At 70.6% G+C, this 24,346-nt stretch carries 22 protein-coding genes; 12 read left to right on the top strand and 10 right to left on the bottom strand.

Going from position 1 to position 24,346, the window contains the following annotated elements:
* Positions 1–26: 26 nt before the first annotated feature.
* From V1460_RS00235 to paaA, 5 genes are read right to left on the bottom strand one after another with little or no spacing between them, the layout of a single operon-like run.
* The gene (locus tag V1460_RS00235; RefSeq protein WP_338671400.1) at positions 27–1,079 is read right to left on the bottom strand and encodes a 2Fe-2S iron-sulfur cluster-binding protein; all 1,053 of its coding nucleotides are present in this window, start codon (positions 1,077–1,079) and stop codon (positions 27–29) included.
* Positions 1,080–1,574 carry a 1,2-phenylacetyl-CoA epoxidase subunit PaaD gene (gene paaD / locus V1460_RS00230; RefSeq protein ID WP_338671398.1) on the bottom strand — a complete coding sequence of 165 codons (495 nt, stop codon included), beginning with the start codon at positions 1,572–1,574 and terminating at the stop codon, positions 1,080–1,082. It lies immediately after the preceding gene.
* A complete protein-coding gene (gene paaC, locus V1460_RS00225) occupies positions 1,568–2,269 on the bottom strand; it encodes a 1,2-phenylacetyl-CoA epoxidase subunit PaaC (protein WP_338671397.1) in 702 nt (233 codons plus the stop codon). Before paaC ends, paaD begins: the two co-directional genes overlap by 7 nt.
* A complete protein-coding gene (gene paaB, locus V1460_RS00220; protein WP_262006247.1) occupies positions 2,266–2,556 on the bottom strand; it encodes a 1,2-phenylacetyl-CoA epoxidase subunit PaaB in 291 nt (96 codons plus the stop codon). The genes paaC and paaB overlap by 4 nt, the downstream gene beginning before the upstream one ends.
* The gene (paaA, locus tag V1460_RS00215) at positions 2,553–3,575 is read right to left on the bottom strand and encodes a 1,2-phenylacetyl-CoA epoxidase subunit PaaA (protein WP_338671396.1); all 1,023 of its coding nucleotides are present in this window, start codon (positions 3,573–3,575) and stop codon (positions 2,553–2,555) included. The genes paaB and paaA overlap by 4 nt, the downstream gene beginning before the upstream one ends.
* A gap of 129 nt (positions 3,576–3,704) precedes the next feature.
* Here paaA and V1460_RS00210 point away from each other — a divergent pair, with 129 nt between their 5' ends.
* From V1460_RS00210 to V1460_RS00200, 3 genes are all read left to right on the top strand, one after another.
* Positions 3,705–4,457 (top strand): DUF5819 family protein, encoded by a 753-nt coding sequence (locus V1460_RS00210; protein ID WP_338671395.1) that lies wholly within the window; start codon positions 3,705–3,707, stop codon positions 4,455–4,457.
* 80 nt (positions 4,458–4,537) lie between these two features.
* Positions 4,538–5,719: an HTTM domain-containing protein gene (locus V1460_RS00205; protein ID WP_338677832.1), complete on the top strand. Its 1,182-nt coding sequence runs from the start codon at positions 4,538–4,540 to the stop codon at positions 5,717–5,719.
* Positions 5,716–6,381, top strand: coding sequence for a TrmH family RNA methyltransferase (locus tag V1460_RS00200; protein ID WP_338671394.1), 666 nt, complete (start codon positions 5,716–5,718; stop codon positions 6,379–6,381). The genes V1460_RS00205 and V1460_RS00200 overlap by 4 nt, the downstream gene beginning before the upstream one ends.
* 48 nt (positions 6,382–6,429) lie before the next feature.
* Here V1460_RS00200 and paaN read toward each other — a convergent pair whose 3' ends face one another.
* Entirely contained in the window at positions 6,430–8,106 is a 1,677-nt protein-coding gene (gene paaN / locus V1460_RS00195; protein WP_338671393.1) for a phenylacetic acid degradation protein PaaN, read from the bottom strand.
* A 124-nt stretch (positions 8,107–8,230) separates the two neighbouring features.
* On the opposite strand from paaN, the gene V1460_RS00190 reads away from it, so the two are divergent.
* Both V1460_RS00190 and V1460_RS00185 read left to right on the top strand, forming a co-directional pair.
* Positions 8,231–9,865, top strand: coding sequence for a 3-hydroxyacyl-CoA dehydrogenase (locus V1460_RS00190; RefSeq protein ID WP_338671392.1), 1,635 nt, complete (start codon positions 8,231–8,233; stop codon positions 9,863–9,865).
* Entirely contained in the window at positions 9,862–10,455 is a 594-nt protein-coding gene (locus tag V1460_RS00185) for a TetR/AcrR family transcriptional regulator (protein WP_338671391.1), read from the top strand. Before V1460_RS00190 ends, V1460_RS00185 begins: the two co-directional genes overlap by 4 nt.
* A gap of 6 nt (positions 10,456–10,461) precedes the next feature.
* On the opposite strand, the gene V1460_RS00180 is transcribed toward V1460_RS00185, so the two are convergent.
* A complete protein-coding gene (locus V1460_RS00180) occupies positions 10,462–10,983 on the bottom strand; it encodes an Lrp/AsnC family transcriptional regulator (RefSeq protein ID WP_338677830.1) in 522 nt (173 codons plus the stop codon).
* 216 nt (positions 10,984–11,199) lie between these two features.
* Here V1460_RS00180 and pdhA point away from each other — a divergent pair, with 216 nt between their 5' ends.
* From pdhA to V1460_RS00145, 7 genes are all read left to right on the top strand, one after another.
* Positions 11,200–12,369, top strand: coding sequence for a pyruvate dehydrogenase (acetyl-transferring) E1 component subunit alpha (gene pdhA / locus V1460_RS00175; RefSeq protein WP_338677829.1), 1,170 nt, complete (start codon positions 11,200–11,202; stop codon positions 12,367–12,369).
* The gene (locus V1460_RS00170; RefSeq protein ID WP_338671390.1) at positions 12,366–13,379 is read left to right on the top strand and encodes an alpha-ketoacid dehydrogenase subunit beta; all 1,014 of its coding nucleotides are present in this window, start codon (positions 12,366–12,368) and stop codon (positions 13,377–13,379) included. Before pdhA ends, V1460_RS00170 begins: the two co-directional genes overlap by 4 nt.
* Positions 13,379–14,965 (top strand): dihydrolipoamide acetyltransferase family protein, encoded by a 1,587-nt coding sequence (locus V1460_RS00165; RefSeq protein WP_338671389.1) that lies wholly within the window; start codon positions 13,379–13,381, stop codon positions 14,963–14,965. Before V1460_RS00170 ends, V1460_RS00165 begins: the two co-directional genes overlap by 1 nt.
* A 100-nt stretch (positions 14,966–15,065) precedes the next feature.
* A complete protein-coding gene (locus V1460_RS00160; RefSeq protein ID WP_338671388.1) occupies positions 15,066–15,995 on the top strand; it encodes an NTP transferase domain-containing protein in 930 nt (309 codons plus the stop codon).
* On the top strand, positions 15,995–17,719 hold the full coding sequence (locus V1460_RS00155; protein ID WP_338671387.1) for a molybdopterin molybdotransferase MoeA: 1,725 nt from the start codon (positions 15,995–15,997) through the stop codon (positions 17,717–17,719). The genes V1460_RS00160 and V1460_RS00155 overlap by 1 nt, the downstream gene beginning before the upstream one ends.
* A gap of 20 nt (positions 17,720–17,739) precedes the next feature.
* Complete coding sequence (locus tag V1460_RS00150; protein ID WP_338677828.1) at positions 17,740–18,795, top strand: potassium channel family protein; 1,056 nt, start codon at positions 17,740–17,742, stop codon at positions 18,793–18,795.
* A 32-nt stretch (positions 18,796–18,827) separates the two neighbouring features.
* Positions 18,828–19,817, top strand: a complete 990-nt coding sequence (locus tag V1460_RS00145) for an NAD(P)H-quinone oxidoreductase (protein ID WP_338671386.1) — start codon at positions 18,828–18,830, stop codon at positions 19,815–19,817.
* A gap of 98 nt (positions 19,818–19,915) precedes the next feature.
* Here the strand turns inward: V1460_RS00145 and V1460_RS00140 are convergent, their stop codons facing one another.
* The 3 genes from V1460_RS00140 to V1460_RS00130 form a co-directional block, all read right to left on the bottom strand.
* Positions 19,916–20,455, bottom strand: a complete 540-nt coding sequence (locus tag V1460_RS00140) for a bacterial proteasome activator family protein (RefSeq protein ID WP_338671385.1) — start codon at positions 20,453–20,455, stop codon at positions 19,916–19,918.
* Positions 20,456–20,574: 119 nt separating this feature from the next.
* Entirely contained in the window at positions 20,575–23,424 is a 2,850-nt protein-coding gene (locus tag V1460_RS00135; protein ID WP_338671384.1) for an ABC transporter permease, read from the bottom strand.
* The gene (locus V1460_RS00130; protein ID WP_338671382.1) at positions 23,421–24,182 is read right to left on the bottom strand and encodes an ABC transporter ATP-binding protein; all 762 of its coding nucleotides are present in this window, start codon (positions 24,180–24,182) and stop codon (positions 23,421–23,423) included. Before V1460_RS00130 ends, V1460_RS00135 begins: the two co-directional genes overlap by 4 nt.
* Positions 24,183–24,346: the final 164 nt, after the last annotated feature.

The following is a 24,346-nucleotide window of genomic DNA, read 5'->3' as shown; positions in this document are numbered from 1 at the left end:
CGCACCGCCCGCTCACCGGCCCGGGATCAGCGGTCGAAGTCCAACTCCACCTCTGGGGTCACGGGATGAGACTGGCACGCGAGCACATAGCCGGCCTCCGTCTCTTCCTCCTCCAGCGCGAAGTTCCGATCCATCCGGACCTCACCGGACACCAGGAACGCCCTACAGGTCCCGCAGACGCCGCCCTTGCAGGCGTATGGAGCGTCGGAGCGTGCCCGCAGCACCGTCTCCAGCAGCGATTCCCCTTCCTGTACAGCCCACTTGCCCGAGCGGCCGTCCAACGTCGCACTCAGCGTGGCACTCGCCGGCGCCGTGGACGGAGCAGGGGCGGGCGCCTCGTCCACATGGAAGATCTCCTCGTGGATACGGGCGCGCTCCACACCGAGACCGCGCAGAGCCCGCTCGGCGCCCTGGACAAGACCCAACGGGCCGCACAGGAACCAGCCGTCCACCTCCGCCACCGGAAGCAGCGACGGCAGCAGCCCGGTCAGCCGCTCCTGGTCGAGCCGCCCGGACGGCAGCCCCGCCTGCTGCTCCTCCCTGGACAACACGTTGACCAGCTGAAGCCTTTCGGGATACCGGTCCTTGAGGTCGGCCACCTCCTCCAGGAACATCGTGGAGGCCGCCGTACGGTCGCTGCGGATCAGGCAGAACCGAGCTCCCGGCTCCCGCTCCAGCAGCGTCGCCGCGATCGACAGCACGGGAGTGATCCCGCTGCCGCCGACAACGGCCGCGAAGTGCCCTGGGCGGGGAGCCAGTACGAACCGGCCCATCGGCTGCATGACCTCGACCGTGTCCCCAGCAGCGAGTTCCTTGAGGGCATAGGTGGAGAATTCCCCGCCGTCGACCAGGCGGATGCCCACGCGGAGCACCGGCGCCCCGCCGTCAGCGGAGGCCGGAGCGCAGATCGAGTACGTACGCCGGATCTCCTCGCCGTCCGCCCCTGTACGGCGGACGGTGATGTGCTGGCCGGGAGTGTGCCGGAAGGCGTCGTGGAGCTCGGCGGGTACCGCGAGGGTGACGGCCACCGAATCGTCCGTGAGCCGCTCGACCTCGGTGACCCGGAGCGGATGGAACATCTACAACTCCTTGAAGTGGTCGAACGGTTCGCGACATGCCGTGCAGCGGCGAAGTGCCTTGCAGGCGGTGGACGAGAAGCGGCTGAGCAGCTCCGTGTCCGCGGAGCCGCAGCGCGGACAGCGCACCGTGAGCGTGACCGGCACCGGCCCCGCCGTCGCACCGTGTCGTGGCGGCGCTATTCCGAATTCCGCCAGCTTGCGCCTGCCCTCGGCGGTGATGTCGTCCGTCGACCAGGCGGGGGAGAGCACCTTGACCACCGACACCTCCGCAATGCCGTGTTCATGGAGCAGTCGCGCGATGTCCGAGGACATCGCCTCGATGGCGGGGCAGCCCGTGTAGGTGGGGGTCAGCTCGACCTCGACCTTTCCCGGCCCGAGAAGCCGCACCCCCCGGAGCACACCCAACTCCTCCAGGGTGAGCACTGGCAGCTCGGGGTCGGGCACCGACCCGGCGAGCCCGCGCAGCTCGCTTTCCAGCACAGTGTCGGTCACCATGACGCCCCCGGGTGGCTGCGGTGCAGATGCTGCATCTCCGCCAGCATCCGCCCGAACGACTCGGTGTGCAGCCCCTGCCGGCCGGCGCCCGCCGACCAGGCTCCGGTGTCCGCTGTGGCGGGCACGGTCAGCGTGGCCCGCCCGAGCACAGCCGTGACCGAATCGAGCCAGCGCGCCCGCAGCGCGTCCCAGTCCGCTTCCAGGCCCTCGATCGGCTGGAACATCTCCCCGGTGAACCGCCACAGCGCATCGCATGCCCGCTGCATCCGCTCATGGCTCTCCTCGGTGCCGTCTCCCAGGCGCAAGGTCCACTGCTCGGCATGGTCCTGGTGGTACGCCACCTCTTTGACGGCCTTGGCCGCCAGCCCCGCGAACTCGCTCTCCCCCGCGGCCAGCTCGGCGAAGAGCAGCCGCTGGAAGGTGGAGAAGTAGAGCTGGCGGGCGATGGTGTGCGCGAAGTCGCCGTTCGGCTGCTCGACGAGCTGGAGATTGCGGAAGGCCCGCTCTTCGCGCAGATATGCGAGCTCGTCCTCGTCGCCGACCAGTGACAGCAGAGTCCGGGCTTGTCCGAGCAGGTCGAGCGCGATGTTGGCCAGCGCCACCTCCTCCTCCAGGACCGGCGCGTGACCGGCCCACTCCCCGAGTCGCTGGGAGAGCACGAGGGCGTCGTCGCCGAGCGCGAGCGCGGCCTTCACAGGTGCTTCACCCCTTCGGGGATCTCGTAGAAGGTGGGGTGCCGGTAGGGCTTGTCGGCGGCGGGCTCGAAGAAGGGGTCTTTCTCGTCCGGCGATGAAGCGGTGATCGCCGCGGAGGGCACGACCCAGATGGAGACGCCCTCATTGCGCCTGGTGTAGAGATCGCGGGCATTGCGCAGCGCCATCTCCGCGTCCGGGGCGTGGAGACTGCCGGCGTGAGTGTGGGAGAGCCCGCGGCGCGAGCGCACGAACACCTCCCACAGCGGCCAGTCGGTCGAGCTGCTCATGCCGTCGCCTCCTTCTGCTTCTGCGCTTCGGTGTGCTTCCCGTCGGTCCGGGGCCCGGGGTCCTCCGTGGTGCGGGCCGGCTTCGCGGCGAATGCCGCGGCTGCCTCGCGGACCCAGGCGCCTTCCTCATGGGCACGGCGGCGCTGGGAGATCCGCTGCTCGTTGCAGGGGCCGTCGCCCTTCAGGACCTGCCAGAACTCGTCCCAGTCGATGGGGCCGAAGTCGTGCTGCCCGCGCTCCTCGTTCCACCGGAGCTGCGGGTCGGGGAGGGTCAGGCCCAGAGCCTCGGCCTGAGGGACACAGATGTCCACGAAGCGCTGCCGGAGCTCGTCGTTGGAGTGTCGCTTGATCTTCCACTCCATGGACTTCGCCGAGTGGGCCGACTCGGCGTCCGGGGGGCCGAACATCATCAGCGACGGCCACCACCAGCGGTTCACCGCGTCCTGCGCCATCTCGTGCTGGGCGGGAGTGCCCTGGGAGAGGGCCAGCAGCAGCTCGTACCCCTGGCGCTGGTGGAACGACTCCTCCTTGCAGATGCGCACCATCGCGCGTGCGTATGGGCCGTAGGAGCAGCGGCAGAGCGGGACCTGGTTGGTGATGGCCGCGCCGTCCACCAGCCAGCCGATGGCGCCGACATCGGCCCAGGTCAGCGTGGGGTAGTTGAAGATCGATGAATACTTCTGGCGGCCGGAGTGGAGCTTGTCGAGCAACTCGTCGCGGCTTGCCCCGAGGGTCTCCGTCGCGCTGTACAGGTACAGGCCGTGGCCTGCCTCGTCCTGCACCTTGGCCATCAGGATCGCCTTGCGCCGCAGCGAGGGCGCACGGGTGATCCAGTTCGCCTCGGGCTGCATGCCGATGATCTCCGAGTGCGCGTGCTGCGCCATCTGGCGGATCAGCGAGGCGCGGTACTCATCGGGCATCCAGTCGCGCGGCTCGATGCGCTCGTCGGCGGCCACGGCAGCGTCGAACTGCGCCTGGTGCGTCGTCGCAGCGGTCATGTCCTCGGTCACTGCCGTCATCGGACCCCCTACCGACCGATCGTTCGGTTGAATCCCTTCAATGGTGAGTCCGAGGCCCGTAAGGTGTCAACCCTGTGGATAACCGCGGTGTGCCGGCGGACCGAAGAGACTCATGGGAAACGGGGCGGGATGGACTCGTACGGCAGCGAGGGCGCGAGGCGTGAGAGCGCGCCTTCGGGCGAGGGCGGCGCCCCGGGTGGCATAGCGGGCCTTTCCGTTCCCTCCCAGGTGGTGGCGGTGATCGCCCTCGCCGTCGTCGGCGCCCTCGCCTGTGTCCACCTGGGGATGGTGTTCCTCCATGTCGCCCCCACGAACACCCTGACGAAGCAGCACGGTGAGTTGGTCGATGCGTGGGTCTACCCCGAGTTCGAGCAGAACTGGAAGCTCTTCGCCCCCAATCCGCTGCAGCAGAACATCGCGGTCCAGGTGCGCGCCGAGGTCGCCGACGGTCAGGGTGATCGCAGGATCACGGAGTGGATCGACCTCTCCGCTGAGGACGGGGCGGCGATCCGCGGGAATCTCCTCCCCAGCCACGCCGACCAGAACGAGCTCCGCCGCGGCTGGGACTTCCTCGTCAACTCCCACACCGAGGACAACCGGCCGAACGGCCTGCGCGGTCGGCTCTCCGAGCAGTACGTCCGCCGCATCGTGATGCTCCGCCTGGAGCGGCGCGACCTCGACGGCCGGGTCGAGCGCATCCAGGTCCGGTCCGCCACCCGTTCGGTCAAGGTCCCGGCGTGGAGCAACGAGAAGACCGACACCCGGGTGTACTACCGGCAGTTTCCCTGGTGGAAGGTCACCGAAGCGGATCTCCCGCTCGACGCCCGCAACGACGGCGGCGCGGTCACGGCGTGGGCGGACGACACGGAGGCAGCCCAGTGAGCCAGGCCCATGGAGCCAGTGGGGCCCATGAGGGGCATGCCGCCCCCGAGGGGCAGGGGCGCGAGGCGCCCGAGCACCGGCTGGCCGCCGCCATCCAGCGTGTGACGGCCACGGCACTGGGTCCGTACCAGACGGCGGTCGTCCGGATGGGCTTCGCCTTCACCTGGCTGGTTTTCCTGCTCTGGGAGTTTCCACAGCGCCATGAGCTGTACGGTCCCGACGGCCCGTGGGGCTGGGACATGGCCCGGCAGCTGATCGGGGACAACCACTCGTTCACCGTGCTGATGTGGTCCGACAGCGGGCTCCTGTTCGAGGCCGTCTACGCGATCGCCGTACTGTCCAGTGTTCTGCTGATGCTCGGCTGGCACACCCGCGCCATGTCGGCGGTCTTCATGGTCGGTGTCCTGTCACTCCAGAACCGTTCCATCTTCATGGGCGACGGCGGTGACAACGTCATCCACCTCATGGCGATCTACCTCGTCTTCACCCGCTGCGGGCAGGTGTGGTCCCTCGACACCCGGCGCGCCCGAAAGGCCGTGGCCCAGGGCGGGCCCGGGCGGGTGGGCGCAGCCGCAGGCCCGGTGCTGTGGCTGCTGCTCGGTGCCGTGCTGCTCGTGAGCTCGCGGCTCGAGCGGGTCGGCGGCGAGTGGTGGGTGACCCTGATCCTGTGGGCGCTCTGGCTCGCCCAGGGAGCATGGTGGCTCGTCAACCTGAAGGCGCCGCGGAGCGAGGTGCGCAGCCTGCTGGACGTACTCGCCAACATCCTCCACAACACCGCTCTCGCCGTGATCATGGCCGAGGTCTGCCTGATCTACGCCACCGCGGGCTGGTACAAGATCCAGGGCTCCCGCTGGCAGGACGGCAGCGCCCTGTACTACCCGCTCAAGCTGGACTACTTCACTCCCTGGCCCGCGCTCTCCGACATCCTGGCCGGCAGCGGGCTGATGGTGATGGTGGTCACCTACGCCACGGTCGTCGTCCAGGTGGCCTTCCCCTTCACCCTCTTCAACCGCAAGGTGAAGAACGTCCTGCTGGTGGCGATGATGCTGGAGCACGCGGGGATCGCCGTGCTGCTCGGGCTGCCGTTCTTCTCGCTCGCGATGATCGCGGCTGACGCGGTGTTCCTGCCGACGGCGTTCCTTGTCTGGCTCGGTGGGCGGGCGGCGCTGGGCCGCGACCGGCTGCTGCCCCGTGGCGGGGGACGGGTGCCAGGGCAGCGCGGTGCGTCCGATGAGCAGCCCGCACGTACCCTCGTCGGGTGAGCAGTGAGACCCAGGAACCGGTTCAGTACGACGACGGGTACGGCCCCGAGGTCGGTGTCGGCCCGTATCCGGGCCCCTGGCCGGAGGGTGGACCGTACGACCAGGAGCTACTGGCCCACGGCGATCGCCGCAACGTCGTCGACCGGTACCGGTACTGGATGCGGGAGGCGATCGTCGCCGACCTCGACACCCGCCGCCATGACTTCCATGTGGCCGTGGAGAACTGGGGCCACGACTTCAACATCGGCTCCGTGGTGCGGACCGCCAACGCCTTTCTGGCGAAGGAGATCCATATCGTCGGGCGACGCCGCTGGAACCGCCGTGGTGCCATGGTCACCGACCGCTACCAGCATGTGCGCCACCACGGCGACACGGAGTCGCTGACCGCCTGGGCCGCGGCGGAGGGCCTGCCGATCATCGGGATCGACAACCTGCCGGGGGCGGTGCCGCTGGAGCGCACCGTGCTGCCCCGGCGCTGTGTGCTGCTCTTCGGCCAGGAGGGCCCCGGACTGACCGAGGAGGCCCGCAAGCATGCCGCGATGGTCTGCTCGATCGCGCAGTTCGGCTCGACTCGCTCGATCAACGCGGGAGCGGCGGCGGCGATCGCGATGCACGCCTGGATCCAGCGCTACGCGACGATCACCGAGAACTCCGGAACCTGACCCCGGTCCGGTCCCGCGACGCGGGATCGGACCGGGGCCTCGGAACCGTCAGGCCTGGCGGCGCACTTCCACCACCCGGAAGCGGTTGGAGACGAAGGCGCCGTCGCACAGCGCCGCGTTCGCCGCGGGGTTGCCGCCCGAGCCGTGGAAGTCGGAGAACGCCGCGGTCTGGTTCACATAGACACCGCCGGTCAGGTTGAGCGAGAGCTGCGCGGACTCCTCCAGGCAGACCTCCTCGACCGCACGCTCGGTGTCGGCTGAGGTCGTGTACGCCCCGACCGTCATCGCGCCCTTCTCACGGACCGTGCGGCGCAGCAGGTCCACCGCGTCCGCGGCGGAGTCGACCGCCACGGCGAAGGCCACGGGGCCGAAGCACTCCGACATATAGGCGGCCTCGTCGTCGGGCTTGGCGCCATCCAGCTTCACGAGCACCGGAGTGCGCACCACGGCGTCCGGGAACTCGGGGTTGGTGACCGCACGCGAGGCCAGGGCCACCTCGCCCAGACCGGCCGCCGCTTCGAGGCGAGCCTTCACATCGGGGTTGACCAGCGCGCCGAGAAGGGCGTTCGCGCGGGCGTCGTCTCCGAGGAGACCGGACACGGCCGCGCTGAGGTCGGCCACCACCTCGTCGTAGGTCTTGTCGCCCGCGTCCGTCGTGATGCCGTCCCGCGGGATCAGCAGGTTCTGCGGGGTGGTGCACATCTGGCCGCTGTACAGCGACAGCGAGAAGGCCAGGTTGGAGAGCATGCCCTTGTAGTCGTCGGTGGAGTGGATGACGACCGTGTTGACACCGGCCTTCTCGGTGTAGACCTGGGCCTGGCGGGCGTTCGCCTCCAGCCAGTCACCGAACTCGGTGGAGCCCGTGTAGTCGATGATCTTGATCTCGGGCCGGACGGCCAGGGTCTTCGCGATGCCCTCGCCCGGACGCTCGGCGACCAGCGCGACGAGGTTCTGGTCGAAGCCCGCCTCGCCGAGCACCTCGCGGGCGATGCGCACGGTGAGTGCCAGCGGGAGCACCGCTCGGGGGTGAGGCTTGACCAGCACCGGGTTGCCCGTGGCCAGGGAGGCGAACAGGCCCGGGAAGCCGTTCCACGTCGGGAAGGTGTTGCAGCCGATGAGCAGCGAGACACCGCGTGGAGCGGCCGTGAACGACTTGCTCAGCTCCAGAGGGTCACGCTTGCCCTGCGGCTTGGACCAGTCCGCCGCCGCGGGCGTGCGCGTCTGCTCCTCGTAGGCGTATGCCACCGCCTCGAGCCCGCGGTCCTGGGCATGCGGGCCACCGGCCTGGAACGCCATCATGAACGCCTGGCCGCTGGTGTGCATCACCGCGTGGGCGAACTCGTGGGTGCGGGCGCTGATCCGGGCCAGGATCTCCAGGCAGACCAGGGCGCGGGTCTCGGGACCGGCCGCTCGCCAGGCGGCCATGCCCGCGCGCATCGCCGGCAGCAGCACGTCGATGTCGGCATGCGGGTACTCGATGCCCAGCTCGGGGCCGTAGGGCGAGACCTCGCCGCCCGTCCAGCCGTCGGTGCCGGGCTGGTCGAGCTCGAAGCGCTTGCCCAGCAGGGCCTGGTAGGCCGCGAGGCCATCGGCTGCACCGGTCTCGCCGTACGCCTTGGGGTGCTCCGGGTGGGGCGACCAGTACGCCCGGGAGCGGATCGCCTCAAGAGCCTGGTCGAGCGTCGGCCGGTGGGTCTCGGTCAGCTGGGTCTCGGTCAGCTGCATGGAAAGACCAACTCCTCGTCGAGCTGGGCAGGGAAACACGGACAGGGTTAGAGTAACCGAACGATCGGTCGGGACAAGGGGGCCCGCAGAACCTGTGGACAACTCGTAGGGGAGGATCACAGCCATGACCGCCATCGAGGCCGAAGCCGCAGGCGAAGCCGCGCTCACGGAACCCACCGTCACCGCTGTCGCCGCCGACGCCGTCGGGCGAGACCGCACCGTGGCCGTCGTCGGCACCGGCACCATGGGCCAGGGCATCGCCCAGGTCGCGCTGGTCGCCGGACACCGCGTCCGTCTCTACGACGCCCTGCCCGGACGCGCGGAGGAGGCTGCGGGCGCGATCGCCGCCCGCCTCGACCGGTTGGTCGCCAAGGGCCGCATGGACCCGGCCGCCCGGGACGCGGCGCGCGAGCGGCTCCACTCCGCCGCCGGCCTCGACGACCTCGCCGACGCGGCGCTCGTCGTGGAAGCGGTGGTCGAACGGCTCGACGCCAAGCAGGAGCTGTTCACCGCCCTGGAGAAGACCGTCTCCGACGGCTGCCTGCTCGCCACCAACACCTCGTCCCTGTCCGTGACGGCGATCGCGGGCGCCCTGCGCGTGCCCGGCCGCTTCGTCGGGCTGCACTTCTTCAACCCCGCACCGCTGCTCCCGCTGGTCGAGGTCGTCAGCGGCTTCGCCACTGACGAGCAGGCGGCCGTGCGCGCGTACGAGACGGCGAAGGCCTGGGGCAAGACCCCGGTCCGCTGCGCCGACACCCCCGGCTTCATCGTCAACCGGGTGGCACGCCCCTTCTACGCGGAGGCGCTGCGGATACACGAGGAGCGCGGCGCGGACCCGGCGACGATCGACGCCGTCCTGCGGGAGTCGGGTGGTTTCAGGATGGGCCCGTTCGAGCTCACCGATCTGATCGGCCAGGACGTGAACGAGGCCGTGACCCGCTCGGTCTGGGAGTCCTTCCACCAGGACCCGAAGTTCACCCCGTCGCTCGCCCAGCGGCGTCTGGTCGAGTCGGGCAGGCTCGGCCGCAAGACCGGCCGGGGTTGGTTCTCGTACGCGGAGGGCGCCACCCCGCCTGAGCCGCGCACGGCGCCTCCCGCCGAAGCCCCTCGCAAGATCACCGTCCGTGGTGATCTCGGACCCGCGAACTCGCTCGTCGGGCTGTTCGAGGAGGCCGGGCTCACCGTCCGGCGCAAGTCGGGAGCCGGGTACATCACGCTGCCGGGCGGCGCGCGGCTGTGTCTCGCGGACGGCGAGACCTCGGCCGAGTACTACGGGCAGGAGATCATCTACTTCGATCTGGCGCTCGACTACGCGCGGGCGACCCGTATCGCGCTGTCGGCCGACGCGGAGACGGTCTCGTCCGAAAGCCTTCGGGAAGCGATCGGGCTGTTCCAGGCGGTCGGCAAGCAGGTTTCCGTGATCGGCGACGTGCCGGGCATGATCGTGGCTCGTACGGTCGCGATGCTGGCGGACGTCGCAGCGGACGCGGTGGCCAGGGGTGTGGCCTCGGAAGAGGACATCGACATCGCGATGCGGCTCGGCGTGAACTACCCCGCCGGCCCCCTGGAGTGGGCCTCCGCGGTGGGCTTTCAGCGGATCTGCGACATGCTGGGCGAGCTGCACACCCGCTATCCCACCGGCCGCTACGCGCCGTCCCTGGGGACGGTCCGCCGGGCCTGCGGCGAGAATGGGCGTAAGAGGGAGCGTGGCGAGCGCGCGGAGAGCGCGGAGAACGCCGGGAGCGGGGACAGCCGATGACCACAGCCAGACGGGACACCTACACCCCGGAGACCCTGCTCTCCGTCGCCGTCAGTGTCTTCAACGAGCGCGGCTACGACGGCACCTCCATGGAGCACCTCTCCAAGGCCGCCGGGATCTCCAAGTCCTCGATATACCACCACGTCGCGGGCAAGGAGGAGCTCCTGCGCCGTGCGGTCAGCCGGGCGCTGGACGGGCTCTTCGGCATTCTGGGTGAGCCGGGGGCGCAGGGCGGCCGGGCCATCGGGCGGGTCGAGTACGTGACCCGGCGCACCGTGGAGGTGCTGATGGCCGAGCTGCCCTATGTGACCCTGCTGCTGCGGGTCCGGGGCAACACCCAGACCGAGCGCTGGGCCATGGAGCGGCGCCGGGAGTTCGACCACAGGGTGGCCGACCTGCTCAAGGCCGCGGCGGCCGAGGGCGACCTGCGGGCCGATATGGACATGCGACTGGCCACCCGGTTGCTTTTCGGCATGGTCAATTCCCTGGTGGAGTGGTACCGCCCGCAGGCGGGCACCGGCTACGACCGCGAGCAGGTGGCCGAAGCGGTCGTACGGCTCGCCTTCGACGGGCTGCGGGCCGCGGCGTAGCCACCGCTACCGCCGCGAGTGGTCCGGGTCCAGGTCCGTCTCCTCGAAGACCAGCAGGGTGCGGGTGGAGAGCACCTCGGGGATCGACTGGAGCTTGGTCAGGACCAGCTCGCGCAGGGTGCGGTTGTCCGGTGTGTGGACCAGTAGCAGCACGTCGAAGTCCCCGCTGACCAGCGCTATGTGCGCGGCCCCCGGCAGTTCCTGGAGCTGCTCGCGGACGGTGCGCCAGGAGTTCTGCACGATTTTGAGCGTGATGTAGGCGGACGCGCCGTGCCCGGCGCGTTCGTGGTTCACCCGGGCGCTGAAGCCGCGGATCACGCCGTCCTCGATGAGCCGGTTGATGCGGGCGTACGCATTGGCCCGCGATACGTGCACCCGCTCCGCCACGGAGCGGATCGACGCCCGTCCGTCCGTCTGGAGTATGCGGAGGATGTCCCGGTCGATCGCGTCGAGCGGGCGGGGCGGTGGGCCCGGTACCGGGGTGCCGGGCACCACCTCGAATTCCGTGTGGTCCTCGCCGTCGGCCATTTGTTCAGCTGCCATGTCCCCCCACCTCTCCGCCGTGGACGACCTGCTCCTATCCCAGGCTGTGGAGAACCGTTTGTCCACAGGCTGAAGGTGCCTGTAGCCAAAATGCGCCCACGACCGAACAATCGGTAGGTGAGGCGCCTCACACTCCGCGCCCTTTTCTCGGTTCCTTATGCCCGCTCCCACGAGGAGGTGCTCGCGTTGAAGAAGAGCAGCATGACGGTCCAGGAGCGACCGGGTGCCGCCTACCAGCCCACCCCGCCTCCGGCGTGGCGGCCGCGTACCGACCCCGCGCCGCTGCTCCCGGACGCCGAGCCGTACCGGGTGCTCGGTACGGACGCGGTGGCCGGGGCCGACCCGCAGCTGCTGCTGCGGCTGTACGCCGAGCTGGTGCGCGGCCGCAGGTACAACGCGCAGGCGACCGCGCTCACCAAGCAGGGCAGGCTCGCGGTCTACCCGTCGACCACCGGCCAGGAGGCCTGCGAGATCGCGGCGGCGCTGGTCCTGGAAGAGCAGGACTGGCTCTTCCCCAGCTACCGAGACACCCTCGCGGCCGTCGCCCGCGGCCTCGATCCGGTCGAAGCGCTCACGCTGCTGCGCGGCGACTGGCACACCGGATACGACCCGCGGGAGCACCGCATCGCACCGCTGTGCACCCCGCTCGCCACACAGCTGCCGCACGCCGTGGGCCTGGCCCACGCGGCGCGTATCAAGGGCGACGACGTCGTGGCGCTCGCCATGGTCGGCGACGGCGGCACCAGTGAGGGCGACTTCCACGAGGCGCTCAACTTCGCCGCCGTATGGCAGGCCCCGGTCGTCTTCCTCGTGCAGAACAACGGCTTCGCGATCTCCGTGCCCCTGGCCAAGCAGACCGCGGCGCCGTCGCTCGCCCACAAGGCGGTCGGCTACGGCATGCCGGGACGGCTGGTCGACGGAAACGACGCGGTCGCGGTGCACGAGGTGCTGTCGGAAGCGGTGGCACGTGCCCGGCGCGGCGGTGGCCCGACCCTGGTCGAAGCGATCACCTATCGCATCGACGCCCACACCAACGCCGATGACGCCACCCGCTACCGCGGCGACAGCGAGGTCGAGGCCTGGCGCGAGCACGATCCGATCATGCTGCTGGAGCGGGATCTGACCGCGCGGGGACTGCTGGACGAGGACACCGCGCAGGCGGCCAAGGACGCCGCGGAGGCCATGGCCGCACGGCTGAGGGAGCGGATGAACGCCGATCCGGTGCTGGACCCGATGGATCTGTTTACGCATGTCTACGCCGAGCAGACGAGCCAGCTGAGGGAGCAGGCGGAGCAACTGCGCGCCGAGCTGGAGGCGGAAGGCGGCGACGCGGCGCAGGGTGCGCACGGTGCGGAGGATGAAGCACGATGAGCACGGCAACGGCCAGGCAGACCAAGCCCGCCACCATGGCGCAGGCACTTCAGCGTGCGATGCGCGACGCGATGGCCGAGGACCCGACGGTCCATGTCATGGGTGAGGACGTCGGCACACTCGGCGGGGTCTTCCGGGTCACCGACGGTCTCGCCAAGGAGTTCGGCGAGGAGCGCTGCACGGACACCCCGCTCGCCGAGGCCGGAATACTCGGCACGGCCGTCGGTATGGCGATGTACGGCCTGCGGCCGGTGGTCGAGATGCAGTTCGACGCCTTCGCGTACCCGGCGTTCGAGCAGCTGATCAGCCATGTCGCCCGGATGCGCAACCGCACCAGGGGTGCCATGCCGATGCCGATCACGGTGCGAGTGCCCTACGGCGGCGGTATCGGTGGCGTCGAGCACCACAGCGACTCGTCCGAGGCGTACTACATGGCGACTCCGGGTCTCCATGTCGTCACGCCCGCGACGGTCGAGGACGCGTACGGCCTGCTGCGGGCCGCCATCGCCTCCGACGACCCGGTGGTCTTCCTGGAGCCCAAGCGGCTCTACTGGTCGAAGGCCGACTGGTCGCCCGAGGCACCCGCCGCCGTGGAGCCCATCGGGCGCGCGGTGGTGCGCCGCCCGGGGCGCAGCGCGACGCTCATCACCTACGGACCCTCGACGCCGGTCTGCATGGAGGCCGCCGATGCGGCCCAGGCCGAGGGCTGGGACCTCGAAGTGGTCGATCTGCGCTCCTTGGTCCCCTTCGACGACGAGACGGTGTGCGCGTCCGTACGCCGCACCGGACGCGCGGTCGTCGTCCATGAGTCCGGCGGCTTCGCGGGACCCGGCGCGGAGATCGCGGCACGGGTGAGCGAGCGCTGCTTCCACCACCTGGAGGCCCCGGTGCTGAGGGTGGCCGGTTTTGACATTCCCTACCCGCCGCCGATGCTGGAACGACACCATCTGCCCGGAGTGGACCGCATCCTGGACGCCGTAGCCAGGTTGCAGTGGGAGGCGGAGAGCTGATGGCCCAGGTGCTCGAGTTCAAGCTGCCCGACCTCGGCGAGGGGCTGACCGAGGCGGAGATCGTGCGCTGGCTGGTCGCGGTGGGCGATGTCGTCGCCATCGACCAGCCGGTCGTGGAGGTCGAGACGGCAAAGGCGATGGTGGAGGTGCCCTGCCCCTATGCGGGCGTGGTCACCGCGCGCTTCGGTGAGGAGGGCGCCGAGTTGCCGGTCGGGGCTCCGCTGCTGACGGTGGCGGTCGGCGCGGACCAGGCGCAGCCTGGCGGCTCCGGGCACTCCGGTGCGCCCGCGACCGGCGAGTCCGGGGATGCCGCCGCCTCCGGAGCCGAGGCCTCCGGTAACGTGCTGGTCGGCTACGGTACGGGCGCCCCCGCCGCGCGCCGCAGGCGCATCCGGCCGACGGGGCTCTCGTCGGGCCAGGGTGCCGGCGTCCGTTCCGCTGCGGAAGCGCCGCATGGCCGGACCTCGCACGGTGACCGGCCCGTTGGCGGGCACACCCTTCCCGAGCCCGTATGGGACAGCGCGGTGGAGAGCCCGGCACCTGACGAGTTCGTCGGCGAGGAGCATTCCACCGCACCCGACCCCGGCATGGCCCGCACCACGCCGGGGTCGGGTGCGGCGACCGCCGTACCCCACCGCGAAGGGCCCGTGGCGGTGATTTCCCCGCTGGTCCGCAGACTGGCCAGGGAGCACAGCGTCGATCTGCGGCAGCTGCACGGCTCGGGGCCTGACGGGCTGATCCTGAGGGCCGATGTGGAGCACGCGGTACGAACCCTCGCCGCGCCTTCCGCCCCGGCTCTGCCATCCGTCCCTGCGGCGGCCGGCCACACCGCATCCGCGGGCCGTACTCCCGTGCCGGAGGCGGCGCCCGCACGCGCACCCCGTGCCGTCGGCGCGGGTGGCGAGCGGATCCCGCTGCGCGGAGTGCGGGGTGCCGTGGCGGAGAAGCTGTCCCGGAGCCGCAGGGAGATTCCGGAGGCGACCTGCTGGGTCGACGCTGACGCGACCGAGCTGATGGCCGCGCGCAGGGCGATGAACGCTGCGGGTGGACCGAAGATCTCTCTGCTGGCGCTGCTCGCCAGGATCTGCACGGCCGCGCTCGCCCGCTACCCCGAGCTGAACTCCACCGTGGACCTCGAAGCCCGGGAGATCGTGCGGCTGCCCGAGGTGCACCTCGGTTTCGCCGCCCAGACCGAGCGCGGCCTGGTCGTCCCTGTCGTGCGGGACGCCCACGATCGCACGGCCGAGTCGCTCACCGACGAGTTCGCCCGGCTGACGGAGACGGCCAGACGAGGCGCCCTCACCCCTGGGGACCTCACGGGCGGGACCTTCACGCTGAACAACTACGGGGTGTTCGGTGTGGACGGTTCCACACCGATCATCAACCACCCGGAGGCGGCGATGCTCGGCGTCGGCCGTATCGTGCCCAAGCCCTGGGTGCACCAGGGCGAGCTCGCGGTACGGCAGGTCGTCCAGCTGTCACTGACCTTCGACCACCGGGTGTGTGACGGAGGCACGGCCGGCGGGTTCCTCCGGTATGTGGCGGACTGCGTGGAGAACCCGGCGGTGCTGCTGCGCACCCTGTAGCGGTACCGGTAGCCGCTCCCCGGCGCCACGGGCGCCTCGGAGCGGCACAAGGCGGGCCCCGCCTTCCCGGGCGAGGGCCCCGGCAGCCCATACTGCTGGTGTGACTGGCGATGAGGCGGGGACTGCCGGTGCCGCGGATACCGCGGGGCCCGGCTATGACGCGATCGTGCTCGCCGGGGGCGCCGCCGCCCGGCTGGACGGCGCGGACAAACCCGGGGTGACCATCGGCGGCCGGGCGTTGCTCGATCGTGTGCTCACCGCGTGCCGTGGTGCCGGTCGGACCGTGGTCGTCGGTGCTCGCCGAGCCACCATCAGGCCGGTGCGATGGGTACGGGAGACCCCGCCGGGCGGCGGCCCGCTCGCCGCGCTGGATGCCGGGGTGCGGGAGACCTGCGCGGAGACCGTGCTCGTGCTAGCCGCCGATCTGCCGTTCACCGGAGACACGACCGTACGCCGGCTCGTCGAGGCCCTCGCTCGCAGTGGGCGGGAAGCGGCGCTGCTCACCGATGGCGACGGCCGCGACCAACCGCTGGTCGCGGCCTATCGGACCGAGCCGCTGCGCCGCGAACTCGCCCTCATCGCCACGGAGTACGGGCATCTCTCCGGGCTGCCGCTGCGGCTGCTCACCCATGAACTGGAGTTGGAGCGGGTGGCCGCTGGGCCCCTGGACTCCTTCGACTGCGACACCTGGGAGGACATCGCAGCGGCCAGGGCCCGCATCAGAGAGCATGGGCACGTGCTTGATGAATGGATCAACGCGGTCAAGGCCGAACTCGGCATCGAAATCGACGTCGACACCGGCGTCCTGCTCGACCTCGCGCGGGATGCCGCCCACGGTGTGGCCCGCCCCGCCGCGCCGCTCACCACATTCCTGGTCGGATATGCCGCTGCCAAGTCGGCCGGTCCTGATGCCGAGGCCGTGGCAGCGGCAGCCCGGAAGGCCGCGGCCCTCGCCGAGCGATGGGCCACCGAAACGGGTGGCGCTGATGGTCCTGATGGTGCCGGCGAGAAGGGCAAGGCGGGTAACTGATGACCGTGCGGAACCATGCGAGGCTGGGTGACACCGGTGAGTTCGGTACAGGTGCGTTCGGAGGGCTCCTGCTCGCCGCCCATGATGCCGGTGACGTCGACGAGTCTGGTGTGACCGGTAGGACCGGCGGGACCGGGAGTTCCGACGCGGATGCCGCCGGTACCCACGCCGAGGGTGCGCCGTCCGGCACGGTACCTTCCGGTCGGGTTGAGCACGCCCCGTCCGCCCCGTCCGACGCGACGGACCCGTCCGACCCGTCCGCCCCGTCCGACGCGACGGACCCGTCCGACGCGACGGACCCGGCCGATGAGACCGGTGCACACCGCGCGGCCGATACCGGTGACGCGGATGACGACGACGGTTCCGAAGAGGCACTGGCACTGGTGAGGGGGCACCGCGGCGGAAACGGTAATCCCTCCGGCGCGCGGCAATCAGGGATGTCCTGGCATGAGGCACGTTCCCGCGCGGCCCGTGCGGGCCGGCGCGCCCGCCTCGGAGCCCGGCAGGTTCCCCTTGGCCAAGCCCTGGGCCAGGTGCTCGCCGAACCCCTCGAGGCGCTCACCGATCTGCCGTCCTTCGACACCTCCGCCATGGACGGTTGGGCCATCTCCGGGCCCGGTCCCTGGAAGAGCCGGGTCGGGCATCCCGCCAAAGGCCGGCCCCTCGGCATCCTCGCCGGACACGGTGCCACCGGGACCCTCGCCGACGGCGAGGCGGTACGAATCGCCACCGGAGCCCGGATCCCCGACGGGGCCACCGCGGTGCTTCGCAGCGAGCACGCCCGCATCGACGCCGGCGGTAATCTGCACGCCCACCGTCAGGTGACCCACGGTCAGGACATCAGGCCGCGCGGCCAGGAGTGCCGCTCCGGTGATGAAATCCTGCCCGAGGGCGTGCCGGTGACCCCTGCCGTGCTGGGGCTTGCGGCGGCCGCCGGTTACGACCGGCTGCTGACCGTGCGCCCACCCCGAGTCCAGGTACTCGTGCTCGGCGATGAGCTGCTGTCCGACGGCCTGCCGCATGACGGCCTGATCCGCGATGCCCTGGGGCCGATGCTCGGCCCCTGGCTGCGGGCGCTCGGTGCGGAGACCGTCGGCACGCTCCGTGTCCGTGACGACGCCGACACCTTGTACCAGACCGTGACCGAGTCGGAGGCCGACATCCTCGTCACCACGGGCGGGACGGCCGCGGGACCCGTGGATCATGTGCACCCCGTGCTGCGCAGGGCGCGGGCGGAGCTGCTGGTGGACGGGGTGGCCGTACGCCCCGGCCATCCGATGCTGCTCGCACGCCTCACGACCGGGCGGACGGCGGAGACGGGCACCGGCGCGGAGCGCTATCTGGTGGGCCTGCCGGGAAACCCGCTGGCTGCCCTGTCCGGGCTGGTCACGCTCGCCGAACCGCTGCTGCGGGCTATGTCGGGGCAGGAAGCGTCGGGAGGGGCGACGCCGAGCCGTTCGTTCGCGTCTCTCGGCCACGAGGTGCAGGGGCATCCGGAGGACACCCGCCTGGTGCCGGTGGTGCGGCGGCGCGGACGGCTCGTGCCGCTGCGCTACAACGGTCCAGCCATGCTGCGGGGGATCGCCGCCGCACACGGCCTTGTCGTCGTACCACCGGGCGGGGCGCGGGCGGGGGACGAGGTCGAGGTGCTGGAGCTTCCCTGGCCGCCTTCCCACGCGCCCGCGACGCCGACGATGCCGACGATCGATGGGCGTTTCACGTGAAACTTCCCGGCCAGGACCAGATGGCCCGGCAGGCGGACGAGCAGCTGGTCACCACGCGGGTCAGGATGCCCCGCAGAGTGGTCGAACACCCATTGCGGCAGGTGGGGAAGCGGCTGCTGCTCGCGTTGATAGTGATGGCGATCACGGTGCTGGTCGTTTGGTTCGACCGGGGCGGCTACCACGACAACGCCGACGAACAGGTCACCTTCCTCGACTGCGTCTACTACGCCACCGTCACCCTCTCCACCACCGGTTACGGCGACATCGTCCCGTACAGCAACAGCGCGCGGCTGGTGAACGTGCTCGTGGTGACGCCGCTGCGCGTGCTTTTTCTGATCATCCTGGTCGGCACCACCCTTGAGGTCCTCACCGAGCGGACCCGGGACGAGTGGCGGCTGAATCGCTGGAGGCGCACCTTGAGGGACCACACCGTCGTCATCGGCTTCGGGACGAAGGGGCGCTCCGCCGTCCACACCCTGTGCGTCACGGGTCTGAAGAAGGAGCAGGTCGTCGTCATCGACCCGAGTTCCAAGGTTATCGAGGCCGCGAACCTGGACGGTTTCGCGGGAGTCGTGGGCGATGCCACCCGCAGCGATGTGCTCCAGCGGGCCGAGATCCACAAGGCCCGCCAGGTCATCATCTCCACCCAGCGGGACGACACGGCGGTGCTGGTCGCCCTGACCGCACGGCAGTTGAACCGCGGCGCGCGGATCGTCGCGACGGTGCGTGAGGAGGAGAACGCGCCGCTGCTGCGCCAGTCCGGGGCCGATGTGGTGATCACCAGCGCCAGCGCCGCCGGCCGGCTGCTCGGGCTCTCGGTGCTGAGTCCCAGCGCGGGCAGGGTGATGGAGGACCTGATCCAGCAGGGCAGCGGTCTCGACATCGGCGAGCGGCCGGTGACCAAGGGTGAGGTGGGCAAGAGCGTCCGGGAGACGGACGATCTCGTGATCAGTGTGCTGCGCGGGCACCGGCTGCTCGGCTACGACGATCCCAAGGCGAGTCCACTGCAGTTGACGGACCGTCTGATCACCATCGCCCGGGTTGCGGATCTGCGTTCGCCGGGCGCCGTCGAGTAGGCGCCGGAAAGCTCCGGAGTAGCCTCGCGATCATGCATGCGATCACGATTCCCGAACCGGGTGGTCCCGAGGCGCTGGTCTGGACGGAGGTGCCCGATCCGGAGCCTGGCGAGGGGGAGGTCCTCGTCGAGGTGGCCGCCAGTGCCGTCAACCGTGCTGACCTCCTGCAACGCCAGGGCTTCTACGACCCTCCCCCGGGCGCGTCCCCGTACCCCGGACTGGAGTGCTCGGGGCGTGTCGCCGAGCTCGGGCCCGGTGTCTCCGGATGGAAGGTCGGCGACGAGGTGTGCGCCCTGCTGTCCGGCGGTGGCTATGCGGAGAAGGTGGTCGTACCGGTCGGACAGCTGCTGCCGCTGCCCGACGGAGTGGACCTGATCACGGCGGCGGCGCTGCCCGAAGCGGCCTGCACCGTGTGGTCGAACGTGTTCATGCTGGCCCATCTGCGGCCGGGGGAAACGCTGCTGGTGCACGGTGGGGCCAGCGGTATCGGCACCATGGCGATCCAGCTCGCGAAGGCGGTGGGCGCGAAGGTGGCGGTGACCGCGGGGAGCCAGGACAAGCTGCGCCGCTGTGCCGAGCTGGGCGCGGACATTCTGATCGACTACCGCGAGCAGGACTTCGTGGCGGAGCTCAGGGCCCAGACCGGAGGCAGCGGTGCGGATGTCATCCTCGACATCATCGGCGCCAAGTATCTGGACCGGAACGTGCGGGCGCTGGCCGTGAACGGGCGGCTCGCTGTGATCGGTCTCCAGGGCGGTGTGAAGGGCGAGTTGAACATCGGTGCGCTGCTGGCCAAGCGCGCCGCTGTGATGGCCACCTCGCTGCGCGGGCGCCCGCCGCACGAGAAGACGGCGATCGTGGCGGCCGTACGCGAGCATGTCTGGCCGCTGCTGGCGGGCGGGGTCGTACGCCCCGTGGTGGACCAGCACCTTCCGATGAACGAGGCTTCCGAGGCGCACCGCGCCCTGGAGCAGGGCACCCACGTGGGCAAGGTGGTGCTGGTGGTACCGAAGGCATCCTGAACAAACCGATGGCTGGGATCCGCCCGAGGCGGATCCCAGCCATCAGTGCGTTCGCCGGAGTGTCCGCGGGAGAACCGAGTCCCAGCCGGTCACAGCACTCAGAGGTACGGCCCCGACCGGATCGCGCCGTGCGAGGGGTCGTCGTCATCTGTCGGAGCGCCGGGCGGAAGTGCCCTGCGCATCTGTTCCAGTTGGGCGCGTGCCGCCATCTGCTGGGCGAACAGCGCCGTCTGGATGCCGTGGAAGAGCCCCTCCAGCCAGCCGACCAACTGTGCCTGCGCGATGCGCAGTTCCGCTTCCGACGGCACGGCGTCGTCGGTGAACGGCAGGGACAGACGCTCCAGCTCCTCGACCAGTTCAGGAGCCAGCCCGTCTTCGAGCTCCTTGACGGAGCCCCGGTGGATCTCCTTGAGCCTGACGCGGCTTGCCTCGTCCAGAGGAGCCGCCCGCACCTCTTCCAGTAGTTGCTTGATCATGCTGCCGATGCGCATGACCTTCGCCGGCTGTTCGACCATCTCCGTCACGGGGACCTCGCGCGACTCGTCGTCAGCTTGACCGCTACCGAACGACATCCCGTCCTGCCCCATGATGAGGACATGCGGTGTCTCCGGCGACCGTTCATTCCTCGGCATCTCCATGCCGCCATTCTCTCGCACAACTGCGTCACCAGACGGTGTGCCCCCGTAGGAGGGTGATCCACCCTCCTACGGGGGCACCGGTGCCGATTCACATGGCTCTGCCGGTCAGGTTCCGCAGGTCATGTCGCCTCCCGCCTGGCCATGGCGCCCTCGGAGCGCGTGACCAGGGCGGCCAGGACCGCCGCGCCGACGGGGACCGCGATCAGCAGGGCGGTGAGGGTGCCCCAGGGCACGACGATCGGCACGTACGGCAGGTTGTCGATCCGGCCGTATCCCTCGTCCAGCGCCTTCTGGTACCACACCTCCGCACTGCGGCGCTCGCTCAGCCGCAGACCGATGGCGGGCAGCACACCAGCCGCTGAGCCCAGCACCACGCCCATCGTCGCGACCACACCGCACTGGAAGCCGCTGAGAGTGCGGCGCACCCGGGGCGGGGCGCCCACGGCGGCGAGTGTCTTCAGATCCGCCTCGGCGTCCGCCTGCGCGAGCCCGGTGGCGATGCCCGCGGCGCCGATGGTGATCAGCCCGGCGAAGATGGTCAGCGCCAGCATGGTGATGTCCTGGTCGGCGACATAGCCCTCCTCGACATGGAGGTCGATCTCCGAGCCCGACTTGTCGAGCGCCGCGTCGAGCTTCTGCAGCTGCTCGGTGCTCGGCTTCTGCCCGGTCGTGTAGTACGCGCCGTACGGCACGGTCAGCAACCCGGCCGACTTGGCCGCCGATGGTGGGATGAGCATGGCGACGCCGTAGGACTTGGGCTTCCCGGGCACCTGGTGGACGGGGAAGGACTTGACCGTGCCCACGGGCACGGTGCCCGCGGCCGAGGCCCTGTCGTCCTCGGTCTTGGTGACCAGCCGGATACCGACCGTGTTGCCCTTGGCGGCGTCGACGTTGAGCTTCGTGAACGAGACGGCCTTGCCCTCGGCGAGGGCCCTGGCGGCTCCCGGGTCGTCGATGCCGAGGACCTTCAGCAGCCTCTCGTCGCCGATGTACACCTCACCGCTGGAGTCGTCCTTGCACCGCCAGTCCGCGGCGAGCTCCCGGCGCTGGGCCTTGCTGAACCGCGCGGCGGGGTCTGGGACGCCGGGACCGGCGTCGGCCCACAGCGGGCACTCGTTCGCCTTCGGTACGACGATCTCATGGCGTCCGCAGTCGGGGCTCTCGGAGTACCTGGTGCACTGCTCCTTGCCCACGGTGATCCGGTCCACATCGGCCCGCGTCTCGACCGGCAGGTGCTTCTGCACGGCCTCCCGTGCCTGGGCGACATCCCGCCCGCCTGGCTCGTCCACCAGGAGGGACACCGCTCCCGCGGGGAGCTGGGCCACATAGGTGGCCTTGCTCTCCGCATCCCGGCTCACCTGGAAGGTGGTGACGGCGACCGTACCCGCGACGGCGGCCAGTACCGCGGCCACGGCAGGCGCCGTACGGCCCCGGTTGCGCACCGCGTCGCGCAGCGCGAGCCGCGGGGACAGCGGCAGCCAGCGGCCGATCCGGCCGAACAGCCCGACCAGAGCCGGCGTCATCGCCACCACGCCCAGTTCGGCGATGGCGCTGCCGCCCGCGACGAGGAGGTACTGCTCGCTGAAGAGCGAGCCGTACAGGGCGATCGCGCCGCCCAGCAGCACCGCGCCCAGACCGAGCAGCGGAAGGACCCGGCTGCTGCGACGTACGCCGCGGCGGCCGGTCAGCGAGGCGAGCACGGTCTGCCGGGACGCGGTGACGGCCGGGACGATCGCGGCGAGCAGACCGGTGAGCACCGCGAGCAGCGCGATGCCGAGCAGTTCCAGCGGCCGGATGCCGAAGCTGCCGAAGCGTGCGCCCATGTACTCCTCGAGGAACGGGCGCAGAGCGAAGGTGAGCCCGATTCCCAGCAGTGTGCCCACGACGGCGGCAGCGGCGCCGATCACCAGACCGCCCGCGAGGACGATGGCCCGGATATGGCGGCGGTCGCCGCCGTTGGCTCCGACCAGTCCCAGCTGGCGGCGCGAGCGCCGGGCACCCACCGCGAACGCGGGACCGGCCAGCAGGCAGATCTCCAGCATCGCCAGACCCACGACGGTGGCGGCCGCGGCCAGAGCAGCGGCCTTGGCCGCGGTGCTCTGCTCGAAGTGGCCGCCCCAGTTGGGCGACTGGTACAGCGGGACGTCCGACCGGGCGGGCGGGCTGAGCTGCACGGTGCGCGAGACGACCACCACGCCCTTGCTGTTGGCCTGCTTGACCATGTTCCACGTGAAACCACCCGACACGCTCACCAGATAGCTGGTGCTCTTGCCGACCCCGGGAAGGCCGTCCGCGAGCAGGGCCTTGTCGAGCGGGTCGAGCAGCGCTCCGGGCAGGGCGGCGACCTGGTCGCTGTCCAGCGCTCCGGGGAGCTCGTACGAGCCGCTGATCGTGTATTCGCGGTCGAGTCCGCGCGCCGAGACCTTGGAGCCGACACTCAGCCCACTCGCCTCAAGGAAGTGCGTTGTCGCGGCGACTTCTCCGGCCCCTTGCGGGAACCGGCCGCTGATCAGAGTCATCATCCCCGCGGCCATGGGATCGGTGGCCTTCAGCTCACGGACGTCGGTGTGCAGCAGTCCGTGCGTGGTGCGCAGCTTCGCGGAGCCGCTTGAGTCCTTCAGGGACTTGGCACCCGCGGGAAGGGCCTTCAGCAGGTCGGTGGGACCGTCCGGCCAGGGTTTGTCGTCGTAGTTGTCGACCGGTACGTAGTCGGCGCCGTCGGGGCTCTGGTAGAGGGCGACACCGCCCATACCTGCGCCGGAGAGCCGGGCGTCGGCGGCGCCGATCGACCGCTCCAGGGTCTGCTCGATGGATAGCTCGGCACTGCGCAGGGTGAGATCGGCGGCGCTGACCCCGAGGATGGGCAGCGCGATCATGGCGAGGACGAGGAAGCTGCGTCCCTTGGAGCGCAGGGCGTCGCGCCGGGCGATGCGTATCGCCGCACGCCAGGAGTGGTACCAGTGGTTCACCGTTCGGCCGCCTGCCCGCTCAGCAGGGAGTCTGCGTCGCTGCGCACCGTCTGGTCGACCACGGCGCCATCGCGGAGGAAGACCACCCGGTCCGCCCAGGCGGCGAAGCGCGGCTCGTGGGTCACGAGGATGCCCGCCGCGCCCCCGTCGCAGCGGGTACGCAGCAGGGCGAGGACGGACTCGCCGGTCTCGGAGTCCAGGGCGCCAGTGGGCTCGTCCGCGAGGACCAGCCGGCGATCGCCGACCAGGGCGCGGGCGATAGCGACCCGCTGCTGCTGGCCACCGGACATTTCGTCGGGGAAGCGGTCGGCCAGATGGGCCAGGTCCATCTCCTCGAGTGAGGCGATGGCCTCGGTGCGGGCCTTGCGGGCGGAGATGCCGTCCAGCTCGCGGGGCAGCGCGATGTTCTCGGCGGCGGTGAGCGCCGGTATGAGGTTGTAGTCCTGGAAGACATATCCGATGCTGCGGCGGCGCAGAGCTGCCAGGGTCTTGCGGTGGGCGGTGGTGATGTCCGTGTTCTCCACGATCACCTGGCCGGAGGTCGGGGTGTCCAGACCGCCGGCGATGGTGAGCAGGGTGGACTTGCCCGAGCCGGACGGACCCATGACGGCGACCAGTTCGCCCGGGTGGACATCGAGGTCGATACCGCGCAGCGCGTGCACCTCCGTGGCGCCGCTGCCGTGGACGCGGGTCAGCTGGCGGAGCTGAAGCACAGGATGCGGCTGTGGCTTCTGTTGCTGCTGTGACTGGCTGGACATGGGTGGTCCCCCTTGGGCGTACGCAGGGGCGTACGGGAGTGAGCGGATGTGCTGAGCAGAGGTCGTAAGTGGGGCGCACCGAGTGACGTGCTGCGTGGGACGCGCGGGGTCGGACACTCTGAGCGACCTGCTGAACAGGGCGTGCTGGGTGGACGCGCGGAGCC

This window comes from Streptomyces sp. SCSIO 30461, from assembly GCF_037023745.1.
Classification (GTDB): Bacteria; Actinomycetota; Actinomycetes; order Streptomycetales; family Streptomycetaceae; genus Streptomyces.
This window is presented reverse-complemented; position numbering and strand designations above follow the sequence as displayed.